Origin of the sequence: Bacillus sp. BHET2 (assembly GCF_005938125.1) — a bacterium.
Taxonomy (GTDB): Bacteria; Bacillota; Bacilli; order Bacillales; family Bacillaceae_B; genus Rossellomorea.
In genome coordinates, this window is the sequence record NZ_VCQN01000001.1 from 180,758 (window position 1) to 194,019 (window position 13,262).

General features: G+C 40.2%; 16 protein-coding genes. 15 read left to right on the top strand and 1 reads right to left on the bottom strand.

All coding sequences use genetic code 11. The annotated features are described in order from the left end of the window. Positions 1 to 7: 7 nt before the first annotated feature. The 6 genes from FGG79_RS00900 to fni all read left to right on the top strand — a co-directional run bounded on the left by FGG79_RS00900 (position 8) and on the right by fni (position 4,723). Positions 8 to 655: a flagellar brake protein gene (locus tag FGG79_RS00900; RefSeq protein WP_138775725.1), complete on the top strand. Its 648-nt coding sequence runs from the start codon at positions 8 to 10 to the stop codon at positions 653 to 655. A gap of 52 nt (positions 656 to 707) precedes the next feature. After that, positions 708 to 896: a YpfB family protein gene (locus FGG79_RS00905; protein WP_138777499.1), complete on the top strand. Its 189-nt coding sequence runs from the start codon at positions 708 to 710 to the stop codon at positions 894 to 896. Positions 897 to 1,156: 260 nt separating this feature from the next. Further along, complete coding sequence (cmk, locus tag FGG79_RS00910) at positions 1,157 to 1,825, top strand: (d)CMP kinase (RefSeq protein WP_481747246.1); 669 nt, start codon at positions 1,157 to 1,159, stop codon at positions 1,823 to 1,825. Between the two features lies 1 nt (position 1,826). Continuing rightward, positions 1,827 to 2,408, top strand: coding sequence for a lysophospholipid acyltransferase family protein (locus tag FGG79_RS00915; RefSeq protein ID WP_138775729.1), 582 nt, complete (start codon positions 1,827 to 1,829; stop codon positions 2,406 to 2,408). Between the two features lie 119 nt (positions 2,409 to 2,527). After that, a complete protein-coding gene (gene rpsA / locus FGG79_RS00920; protein WP_138775731.1) occupies positions 2,528 to 3,661 on the top strand; it encodes a 30S ribosomal protein S1 in 1,134 nt (377 codons plus the stop codon). 12 nt (positions 3,662 to 3,673) lie between these two features. Beyond that, entirely contained in the window at positions 3,674 to 4,723 is a 1,050-nt protein-coding gene (gene fni, locus FGG79_RS00925) for a type 2 isopentenyl-diphosphate Delta-isomerase (protein ID WP_138775733.1), read from the top strand. A 48-nt stretch (positions 4,724 to 4,771) separates the two neighbouring features. On the opposite strand, the gene FGG79_RS00930 is transcribed toward fni, so the two are convergent. Beyond that, positions 4,772 to 4,894 carry a YpzI family protein gene (locus FGG79_RS00930; RefSeq protein ID WP_138775735.1) on the bottom strand — a complete coding sequence of 41 codons (123 nt, stop codon included), beginning with the start codon at positions 4,892 to 4,894 and terminating at the stop codon, positions 4,772 to 4,774. Positions 4,895 to 4,946: 52 nt separating this feature from the next. On the opposite strand from FGG79_RS00930, the gene FGG79_RS22370 reads away from it, so the two are divergent. The 9 genes from FGG79_RS22370 (at position 4,947) to FGG79_RS00975 (ending at position 13,244) form a co-directional block, all read left to right on the top strand. Then, a complete protein-coding gene (locus FGG79_RS22370; protein WP_481747247.1) occupies positions 4,947 to 5,615 on the top strand; it encodes a YphA family membrane protein in 669 nt (222 codons plus the stop codon). Continuing rightward, positions 5,612 to 6,508 carry a YIEGIA family protein gene (locus FGG79_RS00940; RefSeq protein WP_138775739.1) on the top strand — a complete coding sequence of 299 codons (897 nt, stop codon included), beginning with the start codon at positions 5,612 to 5,614 and terminating at the stop codon, positions 6,506 to 6,508. Before FGG79_RS22370 ends, FGG79_RS00940 begins: the two co-directional genes overlap by 4 nt. Then, positions 6,505 to 6,696, top strand: coding sequence for a capping complex subunit for YIEGIA (locus FGG79_RS00945; protein WP_138775741.1), 192 nt, complete (start codon positions 6,505 to 6,507; stop codon positions 6,694 to 6,696). The genes FGG79_RS00940 and FGG79_RS00945 overlap by 4 nt, the downstream gene beginning before the upstream one ends. Positions 6,697 to 6,869: 173 nt before the next feature. Beyond that, a complete protein-coding gene (gene der, locus FGG79_RS00950; RefSeq protein ID WP_138775743.1) occupies positions 6,870 to 8,180 on the top strand; it encodes a ribosome biogenesis GTPase Der in 1,311 nt (436 codons plus the stop codon). A gap of 17 nt (positions 8,181 to 8,197) precedes the next feature. Then, entirely contained in the window at positions 8,198 to 9,244 is a 1,047-nt protein-coding gene (locus FGG79_RS00955) for an NAD(P)H-dependent glycerol-3-phosphate dehydrogenase (protein ID WP_138775745.1), read from the top strand. A gap of 357 nt (positions 9,245 to 9,601) precedes the next feature. Beyond that, positions 9,602 to 9,790 carry a DUF2768 domain-containing protein gene (locus tag FGG79_RS00960; RefSeq protein ID WP_138777501.1) on the top strand — a complete coding sequence of 63 codons (189 nt, stop codon included), beginning with the start codon at positions 9,602 to 9,604 and terminating at the stop codon, positions 9,788 to 9,790. Between the two features lie 29 nt (positions 9,791 to 9,819). Continuing rightward, positions 9,820 to 10,530: a hypothetical protein gene (locus tag FGG79_RS00965; protein WP_171050736.1), complete on the top strand. Its 711-nt coding sequence runs from the start codon at positions 9,820 to 9,822 to the stop codon at positions 10,528 to 10,530. Positions 10,531 to 10,781: 251 nt separating this feature from the next. After that, positions 10,782 to 12,260 (top strand): stage IV sporulation protein A, encoded by a 1,479-nt coding sequence (spoIVA, locus tag FGG79_RS00970; RefSeq protein WP_138775747.1) that lies wholly within the window; start codon positions 10,782 to 10,784, stop codon positions 12,258 to 12,260. A gap of 711 nt (positions 12,261 to 12,971) precedes the next feature. After that, positions 12,972 to 13,244: an HU family DNA-binding protein gene (locus FGG79_RS00975; protein WP_169213765.1), complete on the top strand. Its 273-nt coding sequence runs from the start codon at positions 12,972 to 12,974 to the stop codon at positions 13,242 to 13,244. Positions 13,245 to 13,262 lie beyond the last annotated feature (18 nt).

The window sequence follows — 13,262 nt, forward strand, 5'->3', positions numbered from 1 at the left end:
TTGGACTATGATAAAAGCAGGCACCGTATTGCAATTGGAACCTATACATAATGATACATTTGATAAATATAGATGCCGGGTTGTTGAATTGGGGGATGAAGGGATTTACATTGACTACCCCATCCACACAAAAACAGAGAAAACCATTTTTCTTATCGATGGAACCCAGCTTAAAGCAAGCTTTATCATAAACGAACAGACTGTCATGATGTTTGAAACAGAGGTAATGGGACGCAAATTATCCAAAATACCTATGATTTACCTTCACTATCCCGGGGAAGAAGGACTAGTCAAAATTCAAAGAAGACAATTTGTTCGAGTAGAAGCTAATACAAATATTTCATTAAAAATAAACGGTGAGTTTCATCCAACTATCACAGAGGACCTCAGTGCAGGTGGCTGTGCAGTCAAGGTGAAAAAGAGAATGGGCCTCCACGGAGGGATGAAAATATCCACAATCATTGTCCTTCCCATGCAAACAGGCGAGTGTCAGTATGTAGAAATCGAGGGTAAGGTGATACGGGTATTTGAGAAAGATCAGAATGAAGTAGCAAGCATCGAGTTCGTTCACTTAACAGAAAGTCAGCGACAGCTTATATTACGATACTGCTTTGAAAGGCAGCTGGACTTAAGAAAAAAAGGCTTACTTGAATAAAATCCCATAATTGACCCATACTTTTTCTAAGGATAGAAAAAGGGTGAGATCATTGAAGTCTATTGAACGTATCTTAATTAAACTGGCCATTATTCACTTTATATTATTAATTGCCGTCCAATTTGTGTTTCATGAACTAAATGTTCTTCCAGAGCTTCATAAGATCGTATTTTATGAAGGTGTGGAGAAAATGGAATATAGTGAAATCGTAGAAACCATTTCAGGTAGAGCAGGAGATTGATGCCTGCTCTCTTTTTCGTTTGTGGAATTTTTGAAGAATAATGATTAATTAATGGTAGATGTTATTTTGAGAAAACAATTGCTACCCACTTCTTATAAACGCAAAAGTGTCACGGGACAGGAATCTTCCATGTAGTCCTTGAACTTACATGAATAGAAAAGCTGAAGAGAACAACCTCAAGGAAAGAATCTTTAAACGAGAAGTGAGATTTATGTTAAAATAGGTAAGAAAATTATTAGGAATTTAAGTAGGTGGATGAATTGAAAAAATTAAGAATTGCAATCGATGGTCCTGCAGCTGCAGGGAAAAGCACAGTAGCGAAAATAGTAGCAGGGAAATTATCTTATCTTTATATTGATACTGGGGCGATGTACCGCTCTTTAACGTATAAAGCTTTGAACCACAACGTAGACTTGCATAACGAGGGTGAGTTGACGAATTTATTATCACACACAACGATTGAACTAGAGCCTTCTGAAGAAGGACAGTTGGTTTTCCTGGATGGGGATAATGTCACGGATGAAATCCGCCAATCCTCTGTGACCAACTCGGTATCGCATGTAGCGGTCCATTCCCGGGTCAGGGAAGAAATGGTGCACAGACAGCAACAGTTGGCGAAAGAAGGCGCTGTTGTGATGGATGGAAGAGATATCGGTACCCATGTAATCCCTGATGCTGAGATCAAGGTATTCTTACTTGCCAGTGTTGAAGAGAGAGCGCAAAGAAGACATGAAGAAAATATTTCAAAGGGATTTCCGACTGATCTGGATCAATTAAAGGAAGAAATTGCCCTCCGAGACAAGATTGATTCCGAGAGAGAAGTTGCACCTCTGAAAAAAGCTGAAGATGCAACAGAAATAGATACAACTTCTTTATCTATTTCAGAAGTGGTGGATGTAATCATGTTGTTAGTAGAAAGGAAAGGTTAAAGTGAACACATATACCTTTGTAAGAGGTCTCGTTAAGTCGATCCTATCACCTTTGTATCGGATTGAGGTGAAAGGGCTGGAACATTTCCCAGAAGATGGAGGAGTCTTGCTGTGTACCAACCATATTGATAACCTGGATCCCCCTGTTGTAGGGATCTCAGCACCAAGACCAGTATCTTTCATGGCGAAAGAAGAGCTCTTCAACTTACCTGTGTTAGGGAAATTACTGCCTGATTTACGAGCATTCCCCGTTAAAAGAGGAATGAGTGACAGGGAAGCCCTCCGTAAAGGATTACAAGTTCTTAAACAGGGAGATGTTTTAGGATTGTTTCCAGAGGGTACTAGAAGTAAAACGGGAAAAATAGGTAAGGGGTTAGCGGGTGCCGGCTTCTTTGCCCTACGCTCCGACGCTTATGTTGTACCTTGCGCCATAATCGGACCATACAAGCCATTTAAGAAATTGAAGGTTGTATTTGGCCCGCCGATTCAAATGGATGGAATCCGTGAACAAAAATTAAATGCGGAGAAAACAACTGAAATTATTATGCAGCATATTGAAAATCTGATTCATGAGCATGAATAATATAAGGTTTCCCGCTTGACAAAAAGTAGTATTTATTAGAAGTTAGTAGAAAGAATATTTTAAATTGCGAAGTCTCACAATTATCAAAATCTTTGTAGTCATGGATTAAGGAGGAGTACATAATGGAAGACATGAATGGAATTGAAGTGAAAAACCTTGAAATTGGTGAAAAAGTAAAAGGGACAGTCACTAAGGTCGAAGAGAAACAAGTCTTAGTTGACGTTCAAGATAGCAAAGTGGATGGCATCATTCCAATTAGTGAACTCTCAAGCCTTCATATTGAAAAAGCTTCTGATGTAGTCAATGAAGGGGATGTACTTGAGTTAATCGTGACAAAAGTTGAAGAAGAACTTCTGGTTCTTTCAAAGCGTAAAGTGGATGCTGAAAAAGCGTGGGAAGAAATGAAAATCCGCTTTGAAAATGGTGACATATTTGAAGCGGAAGTAAAAGACGTTGTTAAAGGTGGTCTTGTAGTAGATCTTGGTGTGAGAGGGTTTGTTCCTGCATCATTGGTTGAAGATTACTATGTCGAGGATTTCTCGGACTATAAGGATAAAACCTTAACCTTTAAAATTGTCGAGCTCGATCAAGAGAAAAATCGACTAATTCTGTCCCACCGGGCTGTAGTAGAGGCAGAAAAGCAGGAACAAAAGAAACAGCTTCTCACTGATATTGAATCAGGTGCTGTCCTTGAAGGAACTGTGCAGCGTATTACAGATTTCGGTGCATTTGTAGATATTGGTGGAGTAGATGGGCTTGTTCACATCTCGCAACTATCCCATGAACATGTTGAAAAGCCTTCTGATGTCGTAACAGAGGGACAAAAAGTTCAAGTGAAAGTGTTAAGCGTCGACCGTGACAATGAACGTATTTCTTTATCTATTAAAGAAACACTTCCTGGACCTTGGAGTGATATCTCTGAGAAAGCTCCTAAAGGCACTATATTGGACGGGGTTGTAAAACGACTTGTATCATATGGAGCGTTTGTAGAGGTATTACCTGGTGTTGAAGGGCTTGTTCATATTTCCCAAATATCACACCAACATATCGGTACTCCACACGAAGTCCTTCAAGAGAATCAGAATGTTAAGGTAAAGGTGCTCGATGTTAACGAAAATGAGCAGCGTTTATCTTTAAGCATCAAGGCCCTTGAAGAAAAAGAGGCAGAAGTAACGGATTATGAAATGCCTGAAGAAAGCACTGGATTCCAATTAGGTGATTTGATTGGAGACAAATTAAAAGATCTTAAGTAATGGTGATGAATTGTGACGAGAGCTCAAAGAAAGCAAGACCATATTAATTACGCTATATCAACCGGTCAACAACGAAAAACGGGTTTTGATGAAGTGGCTTTTGTCCACCAAAGCTTACCGAATATAGCGGTAGATGAGATACATCTATCAACTGAAATTGGCGAACTTACTTGGAGTTCGCCAATTTTCATCAATGCTATGACAGGTGGCGGTGGGGAGTCTACTTCGAAAATCAATGAAGAGTTATCGATTCTTGCCAGAGAAACTGGACTGGCAATTGCAGTGGGCTCTCAGATGTCTGCTCTTAAAGACCCTTCCGAGCGAAAAACATATGAAATTGTTCGTGACCTTAATCCGAATGGTATGATTTTTGGGAATTTAGGGAGTGAGGCATCGGTCCAACAAGCAAGAGATGCAGTAGAAATGATTGAAGCCAATGCATTGCAAATCCATTTGAATGTGATACAGGAATTGACAATGCCTGAAGGGGATCGTGACTTTAGGGGGGCAATAGAAAGAATCGAGCTTATTGCAGAGAATCTTTCTGTCCCTGTCATTGTGAAAGAAACGGGCTTTGGTATTAGTAAAGAGGCTGTCTCATCTATGGCAAACTCAACGATCTCGGCTATTGATGTAGGAGGATTTGGCGGTACGAATTTCTCAAAAATTGAAAATCAACGTAGGAAACGAATGTTGGATTTCTTCGATGATTGGGGAATTCCTACTGCCGTTTCCATTGCTGAATGCCATACCACTTCATCTAAACCGATTCTTGCTTCAGGAGGCATCCAGAATAGCTTGGATATCGTTAAATCCCTTGGTCTTGGGGCATCTGCCGTCGGAATGGCGGGAGTGATCCTTAAGCAACTAGTTGAAACGGGGCTTCAAGATACTATTCAAGAAGTGAATCAAATTCATACGGATATTCAGTTCTTAATGTGTGCTCTTGGCTGTAAAAGGATAGAAGAACTCCACCGTGTACCACTTGTTTTATCAGGAGATGTGTATCATTGGCTTGACGCAAGAGGGTTGAAACCTGACCGATACAGTAAAAGAACATGAGTTAATAAAAAAGACGCAATCTCAAATGAGAATGCGTCTTTTTTGGTTCTATTTATTCGTTTCTTCTGTTCCCTTCAGGCTTGTAGCTCCGTTGTAATGTAAGCCTTGATCTCTATCAGACTCCACTCGTTTACTTTGTTTAAGCTTCTTTTCTTGACGGTCCTTTCCCATTTGAAACACCTCCCTTTCTTATTTTTTCTTTGAAAAGTTGTTTCATACATGAATGAGATACATAAAGATTTTCCATAATGTAGATAATAGGAGGGAGAGGTTATCTGTGGATGGGATTTTGTTTTTATGGTTGATTTGGGGGTGTTGGATTTATGCGACATTTTTATTGAGTAAGACACACCCCTATCGCTTCCTTTCGTCTTTTGTGTGTTTACTGCTCATTTGTGTGTTTCCATATGGCATAAAGATAGGCTCGTTAGAAGTTAGCGCCACTGTTTTCGTTTTTGCACTTATTTGTATCCTTTACATACGAAACTTGAGATTAAGGGAAAAATTGTACATGCTTGTTGTCGTTCTAACGATGGGAATGTTTTATGCAGGCATTGGGCTAGTGGCTATTTATGATCCTGTACTCGTGTTTATTGATCAAAATCTGATTATTTCTTTATCCTTTGTGATGATGAGCATTCTTTTTTATGGGCACTCTTCCCATTTCATTCTCCGTTTATTGTCCATTGCAGGAAGCAGTATAATTGGAGAGTTTTTACTCGGCATTCCATTGAATAAGATTGGATTTGTCTATATCTTAGGGGGTCCTGTATATCTGGATACCCTGGCAATTTCCTTCGGGGGCCTCATCGTCTTAAAGACGCTTGGAGAAATGAATCAGGTCTTTAACATCAAGGCACTGACAAATAAAGGGGAAATGAAAAATCTATGAATGTGTATGTATATCCGGTAATCTTCGGAGTCGTAGTTGGGACATTAACTAGAATCTTTATGTTACGTACAGACTATCGCCAATATCCTACTTATTTGCATGGGAAGATTATTCATATAGCTCTAGGATTCATTGCAGCGGGCTTGGGGACGATCGCGATACCTGCACTGCTAGAAGAGAACTTTACGGCCATTACCTTTTTGACCGTAGCCGCTTCTCAATTTCGGGATGTTCGGAATATGGAGAGAAATACTTTGACCGAATTAGATGCATATGAACTAGTACCAAGAGGGGCTACCTACATTGAGGGGATAGCTGTCGCCTTTGAAAGCCGAAATTATTTGGTTATTTTCACATCACTGCTCGCAACAATCGCGTATATTGTGTTTAATATTTATGTCGCACTGCTAATTAGCGGGATATGTATGCTGATTGCTCATAAATTGATGGCTGGGGGCAGGCTGAAGGATATCGTTGACATTGAATATGTGAAGCCCCACTTTGATGGAGCTGGGCTTTATGTAGATAATATTTATATTATGAATATCGGTTTGAAAGTTAGACAGGAAGAGATTCTAAGATATGGGATGGGCTTCATTCTTTCGCCGAAATCTTTTGACTCTAGATCTACTCTAGCCAATCTTGGCCAGCGCCAAGCCATTCTTCACGATATGTCGACTTCACTGGGGATTTTCAAGGATTCAGGTACACCTGCATTGACACCGCTTGCTAAGAGGGATTTGGACGATGGAAGGATCGGTGTATTTGTCCTTCCGCAGAGAAAGGATGTAGAGAAAGCGATTGCCATCCTGGGGCAAGTTCCGACTTTGGAAAATGCGATAAGGATGCCGTCTGAATCGAAAGCGAATCAGGAAGGGAGTAAATTAGAATGAGCACCACAATCGAGAAGTTTATACTAGCCACCGTGACAACCACTCCTGAGAAGGTACCCAGTGGTACCAGCGTATTCTATTGCAAAACAGATGAAGAATTACAAAAGATTTGTGCAAACCTTGAAGCTATTCTGGATGGCATTGCCCACGAAATAGATGACGGTCTATTCATCATTGTAAAACATTGATTGCTAGTTTATTCTTTTATTGATAAAATAGTAAAGTTAGGGGACTGTCCCATAAGGAAACAATACCTTAAGGGTCAGTCCTTATTATGCATAGTTCCAAATAAATATGACTGTAAAGGTTAAAAAGAGGAAATGTAAGAATAGGACAACTTCTTACAGAAAGGGTGAATAACGTGACAAAACCAGTAGTAGCAATCGTAGGACGTCCAAACGTTGGGAAGTCCACGATCTTTAATAGAATAGTTGGTGAAAGAATATCCATAGTTGAAGATGTTCCTGGTGTAACAAGAGACCGTATATATAGTTCTGCTGAGTGGCTGACGCATGAATTTAATATCATTGATACAGGTGGAATTGAACTTGGGAATGAACCATTCCTCGATCAAATCAGGCAGCAGGCGGAAATTGCCATAGACGAAGCCGACGTTATTGTTTTCTTGACGAACGGTCGTGAAGGAGTAACCGCAGCGGATGAAATTGTAGCCAAAATTCTATATCGTTCAAAAAAGCCGGTTGTACTCGGTATCAATAAAATCGATAATCCTGAAATGAGAGAAATGATTTATGACTTTTACTCATTAGGATTTGGGGAACCATATCCGATTTCAGGTTCACATGGACTTGGGCTTGGAGACCTTCTTGATGACGTAGTCAAGAACTTCAAACAAGAAGAAGAAGAGGATTATGCTGAAGATGTGATTAAATTCTCATTAATTGGGCGTCCAAATGTAGGGAAATCTTCTTTAGTCAATGCATTGTTGGGTGAGGACCGTGTGATCGTAAGCGACGTGGCAGGAACGACAAGAGATGCCGTTGATTCGTCCTATTCGTTTGATGGTCAGGAATATGTCATCATTGACACTGCAGGTATGAGAAAAAGAGGTAAAGTATACGAAACCACTGAAAAATACAGTGTGCTACGAGCTCTTAGAGCCATTGAGCGTTCGGATGTTGTCCTTTCCGTCATTGATGGTGAAGAAGGGATTATAGAGCAAGATAAGAAAATCGCAGGGTATGCCCATGAAGCTGGTAGAGCAGTTGTACTTGTCGTCAATAAATGGGACGTTGTAGATAAAGATGAGAAAACGATGATCAAATGGGAAAAGAACATCCGTGATCATTTCCAATTCCTTGACTACGCACCTATCGTCTTTCTTTCTGCGAAAACAAAGAAACGCATTCATACTTTACTGCCTATGATTAATACAGCAAGCGAAAATCACTCGATGCGCGTACAATCAAGCGTATTGAATGAAGTCGTCATGGATGCTGTTGCAATGAATCCTACACCGACGGATAATGGTAAGAGACTAAGAATTTACTACGCAACTCAAGTGGCTGTAAAGCCGCCAACATTCGTTGTATTTGTTAATGATCCTGAATTAATGCACTTCTCTTATGAACGATTCCTGGAAAATAGGATTCGTGATGCATTTGGATTTGAAGGAACTCCTATTCGTATTATTGCCCGTGCAAGAAAATAATAAGGTGGGTGTAAAACATGAAACATTCGAAAAAAGTAACGGTGGTTGGCGCAGGTAGCTGGGGTACGGCGCTTGCGATGGTCCTGGCTGATAATGGATTGGAAGTAAGGTTGTGGGGTCATAAGAAAGAACAAATCGATGAAATCAATACGCAGCATACGAATGAGAAGTATTTGAAAGAAATCCAGCTCCCAGAATCGATTAAAGGATATCATGATCTTGGACAATCATTAGAAGGTGTTGATACCATTATCTTGGCCGTTCCGACGAAAGCGATTCGCGGGGTGCTGGGACAAATTCAAGAGGCTCAACATTCCTCGTTGACTGTGGTTCATGTTAGTAAGGGAATTGAACCTGATTCCTTACTAAGGATTTCGGAACTGATTGAGGATGAAATGGCTCCTGAAAATCTACATACAGTAGTAGTATTGTCTGGACCGAGTCATGCAGAAGAAGTGAGTTTAAGACATCCAACGACTGTGACTGTATCCTCTAAGGATATGAAGGCTGCTGAAGAGATTCAGGATCTATTCATGAACATGAATTTCCGCGTGTATACGAACCCTGATATGCTCGGGGTGGAGATTGGTGGGGCTTTAAAGAATATCATTGCCCTTGCTGCCGGTATAACAGATGGTTTGGGATACGGTGATAACGCCAAAGCCGCTCTTATCACAAGAGGACTTGCAGAAATGGCACGTTTAGGAACAAAGATGGGAGCTAACCCCTTGACGTTTTCAGGTTTAACTGGGATTGGTGATTTAATCGTTACTTGTACAAGTGTTCACTCGAGAAACTGGAGAGCCGGAAACATGCTTGGGAAGGGCCATAACCTTGATGAGGTCCTCGACAACATGGGGATGGTAGTAGAAGGTGTGAGAACCACCAAAGCGGGTCACCAGCTTGCTGAAAAATATGAAGTGAATATGCCTATTACGAATGCCCTTTACGATGTTCTATTTAATAAAGTAGAAGCGAAAGAAGCGGTAGATCATTTGATGGGTCGTGTGAAAACAAACGAAATGGAAGACCTTGTGAATATTCTCGGAGAACGTTTAACATAGTCACAAAGGGGATAGGGGAGTCTTGCCTCATAAATTCTAGGGGAAATGATGAATAAATCTTGGAATAATAGGCATTCGAGGATGCGAACCAAGATCCTCGTGCATACACTGTCATGAATATATACAGCTTTGCCTATGGATGGGTAGGTCTCCCTTATTTAGAGCGCCTCTTAGTGTTTTGACATCATCTCCATGATGCCAAAACACATGAGGGGCTCTTTTTTTCGGGAGAGAGAACTAGGATGTCTCTTCGTAAAGCTTTGTAACAGAATCGTGAACAACCATTCTTTTCTATTCCTATTTAAAGCTCTTATGATATAATACATTCGATAACAGGAGGGATGTAGTTTGGATTCGATGATGAAGATGTGGATTTCGTTTGCGTCGATGGGATTCATGTTTTTTGCCATATTAGCAATCTATTTTAGCAGATATAAGATCAAGCAAAAATTCTTGCGATTTATTACAGCTTTCATGGCTTACATACTGATGATCGCAGGCGGACTTATGATGATTTATATAGTATTCAGCGGACCAGCCAACTAGGAACCGCCCGATTGAAAGGACGTTTTAGATTGAAGCGCTTATATATAATAGCATTTTCTCTCATATTCACAATGAGTATTCTTTCTGGTTGTATGTATCCTGAGGAAAAGCTGAGTCAAAATCAAATTCCTTATGAAACCCAGGTAAAAGCGGTACAAGAGGCTGTGGAAACGTATCAGAAGGATAATAGTGGACTTCTTCCGATTAAGACCAGAGACCAGGATACCCCTATCTATCAGAAGTATCCAATCGACTTTCGGAAACTTGCGCCAAGGTATTTGCCTGAAATACCAGGAAATGCTTTTGAAAACGGTGGAGTTTTTCAATATGTTCTCGTGGATGTTGAAGAAGAACCGACCGTCAAAATATTTGATTTACGGATAGCAGAACAAATAAGGGAACTAAAAATCAGGATACAAGCTCATGACTACCCTCCGTTTAATGAGGAAGTAGCTAACAATGTGTATTCATTGAATTATAAAGAGCTTGGCTATGATGATGAAGTATATGTGAATAGTCCTTATTCAACTAAAAACCTTCCCCTCGTTATTAATGGGGACGGAGACATTTTTGTGGATTACTCTATGGACCTATTTGAGAAGCTTAAATCTGGGGATAATGAATTTAAAAAAGGGGACGATATCCGGAATCTACTCGTGGAAGCCTCATTCTTCGTTCCCGCATATTCTCTCCCTTATACTGTTGATGAAAATAACGAACCCGTCTTTATGACAAAATAGGCATAACCCTTTTCTTACAAAATATATTGTAAGGGAAGGGTTATTATTTTTATATCATCCTTTATAGGGGAAATTCATCAAAACAAATGCTCATAAGTGCTCAGACATAATAAATTTTTCACTTTTAATCATAAGGAGGGAAAAAAAGCATATTAATAGTCATAAGTCATTGGGACAACATCATAAATATAGAATGTGAGACAGAATACACGGATGAAACATCCCTGGAATATAAGATGGGAGGGAATCTCTTGGAAAGAGTCGATCTATTTAAGGACATTGCCGAAAGAACAGGCGGAGATATCTATTTAGGTGTGGTAGGAGCAGTAAGAACAGGAAAATCAACATTTATCAAGAAGTTCATGGAACTGGTTGTCCTTCCTAACATCGCAAGTGAATCAGAACGGGCTAGAGCGCAAGATGAGTTACCCCAAAGTGCGGCAGGTAGGACCATCATGACGACTGAACCGAAGTTTGTACCGAACCAAGCGATCTCCGTTCATGTGGATGAAGGACTTGAAGTGAATGTGAGATTGGTAGATTGTGTAGGGTATACAGTCCCGGGTGCTAAGGGATACGAAGATGAAAATGGACCTAGGATGATCAATACACCTTGGTATGAAGAGCCCATACCATTTCATGAAGCTGCTGAAATTGGGACTCGTAAAGTAATCCAGGAGCACTCCACTATAGGAGTGGTCGTGACGACAGATGGCTCTATCGGGGAAATCGGCCGAGGAGATTACATTGAAGCTGAAGAAAGAGTCATTGAGGAGCTGAAAGAGGTAGGTAAACCATTTATCATGGTTATCAACTCTGCAAGGCCTCATGCTCCTGAGACAGAAGACCTAAGAGTGAAGCTGCAAGATAAGTATGACATTCCTGTTCTTGCTATGAGCGTAGAGAGTATGAGAGACTCGGATGTTCTCAGTGTGCTTAGAGAAGCGTTATTTGAATTCCCGGTACTCGAAGTGAATGTCAATCTTCCGAGCTGGGTAATGGTTCTCAAGGAAGAGCACTGGTTGAGACAGAACTACCAGGAAGCAGTGAAGGAAACGGTGAAGGATATTAAACGATTGCGTGATGTCGATCGTGTTGTTCATCACTTCAGTGAATTCGATCATATCGAGCGTGCGGGACTTGCTGGAATTGACATGGGTCAAGGAATTGCCGAAATTGACTTGTACGCACCGGATGAACTTTATGATGAAGTTTTGAAGGAAATTGTTGGGGTGGAAATTCGTGGGAAAGATCATCTCCTCGAATTAATGCAGGATTTTGCACATGCGAAAGCAGAATATGATCAAATTTCCGACGCGTTACGAATGGTGAAGCAGACTGGATATGGGATTGCTGCTCCTTCCTTAAATGATATGAGTCTAGATGAACCGGAAATCATCAGACAAGGATCCAGATTCGGGGTCAGCTTGAAAGCTGTTGCACCATCCATACACATGATAAAAGTGGATGTGCAGTCCAAATTCGAACCAATCATCGGTACAGAAAAACAAAGCGAAGAACTAGTGCGCTACTTAATGCAGGATTTCGAAGATGACCCGCTATCCATCTGGAACTCGGATATCTTCGGCAGAAGCTTAAGTTCCATTGTACGAGAGGGAATCCAGGCGAAGCTATCGTTAATGCCGGAAAATGCCCGATATAAATTGAAAGATACGTTGGAAAGAATCATCAATGAAGGATCAGGTGGATTAATCGCCATTATTCTATAAGCAACTTTGACCTTCCTTGGAGGGTCTTTTTTTTATTGCATGCCGCTAAACTGCAGCGGAAATAAACAGCGGTGTATTAATAGGTACAAATCATATAATTTATCCAGATATTGTTCACTTTTCGATTGATGAGATTTAGTTATGCCCCAACCTTAATTATTTTTTCAATGAAAAATCTTAATATCGTGAAACAATGTTATCACATTGTATATTTATTAATTGAGACGTAGAATTAAGAGGGCATAATAAAATAAATAACGGATAAACCCTTTGTATGAAAGGGTTTATCCGTTATTTATATCTCTCCGTACCATCAAACAGGATATACATTTCAGATGAAACAGAGGGTGACGATGTTTAAGGAGATACAAGGTTGGGAAGTAAAAGAGAGAACAATTGTTGAGGGTATAAGTTGCAGTCATCGATGAGAAGTGATAGGTTGGATAGACGGCAAGGATAAAGGGATTGATGGTGTTTCTATTACATTTGTGTTTCAAATAAGAAAAGATTCCCATTATTTCTTGATTTGTTCTTGCTAAGGTGAATCTATTGTGATAATCTTTTAACAGAATTGTTGTTGAATATTGATTCAGCAACGTTTTCAAGCGTTTTTTCTACACTTTATGTATAGAATTCGCTAAAGTTGTTTACTAATGATATTAAAGTAAATGAATCATGACTGAGACATTTCCTTGGGAGGAGGTGAATGGCATGAACAAGACAGAACTAATCAATGCTGTTGCAGAAGCTGCTGAGCTATCTAAGAAGGACGCTACAAAAGCGGTTGACGCTGTTTTCGATACAATTCAAGATTCACTTGCAAACGGTGATAAAGTACAATTAATCGGATTCGGTAACTTCGAAGTACGTGAGCGCGCAGCCCGTAAAGGTCGCAACCCACAAACAGGTGAAGAGATCGAAATCTCAGCTAGCAAAGTACCTGCTTTCAAACCAGGTAAAGCGCTTAAAGAAGCTGTAAAATAATTACATACTTTGAGCGTA

What these genes read in the sequence shown, in the direction of transcription:
- FGG79_RS00900 (WP_138775725.1), top strand. Translation starts at nt 8, where the DNA reads ATGATAAAAGCAGGCACCGTATTGCAATTGGAACCTATACATAATGAT.
- FGG79_RS00930 (WP_138775735.1), bottom strand. Translation starts at nt 4,894, where the DNA reads ATGGGAAAGGACCGTCAAGAAAAGAAGCTTAAACAAAGTAAACGAGTG.
- FGG79_RS22370 (WP_481747247.1), top strand. Translation starts at nt 4,947, where the DNA reads ATGAGATACATAAAGATTTTCCATAATGTAGATAATAGGAGGGAGAGG.
- FGG79_RS00940 (WP_138775739.1), top strand. Translation starts at nt 5,612, where the DNA reads ATGAATGTGTATGTATATCCGGTAATCTTCGGAGTCGTAGTTGGGACA.
- FGG79_RS00945 (WP_138775741.1), top strand. Translation starts at nt 6,505, where the DNA reads ATGAGCACCACAATCGAGAAGTTTATACTAGCCACCGTGACAACCACT.
- FGG79_RS00955 (WP_138775745.1), top strand. Translation starts at nt 8,198, where the DNA reads ATGAAACATTCGAAAAAAGTAACGGTGGTTGGCGCAGGTAGCTGGGGT.
- FGG79_RS00960 (WP_138777501.1), top strand. Translation starts at nt 9,602, where the DNA reads ATGATGAAGATGTGGATTTCGTTTGCGTCGATGGGATTCATGTTTTTT.
- FGG79_RS00975 (WP_169213765.1), top strand. Translation starts at nt 12,972, where the DNA reads ATGAACAAGACAGAACTAATCAATGCTGTTGCAGAAGCTGCTGAGCTA.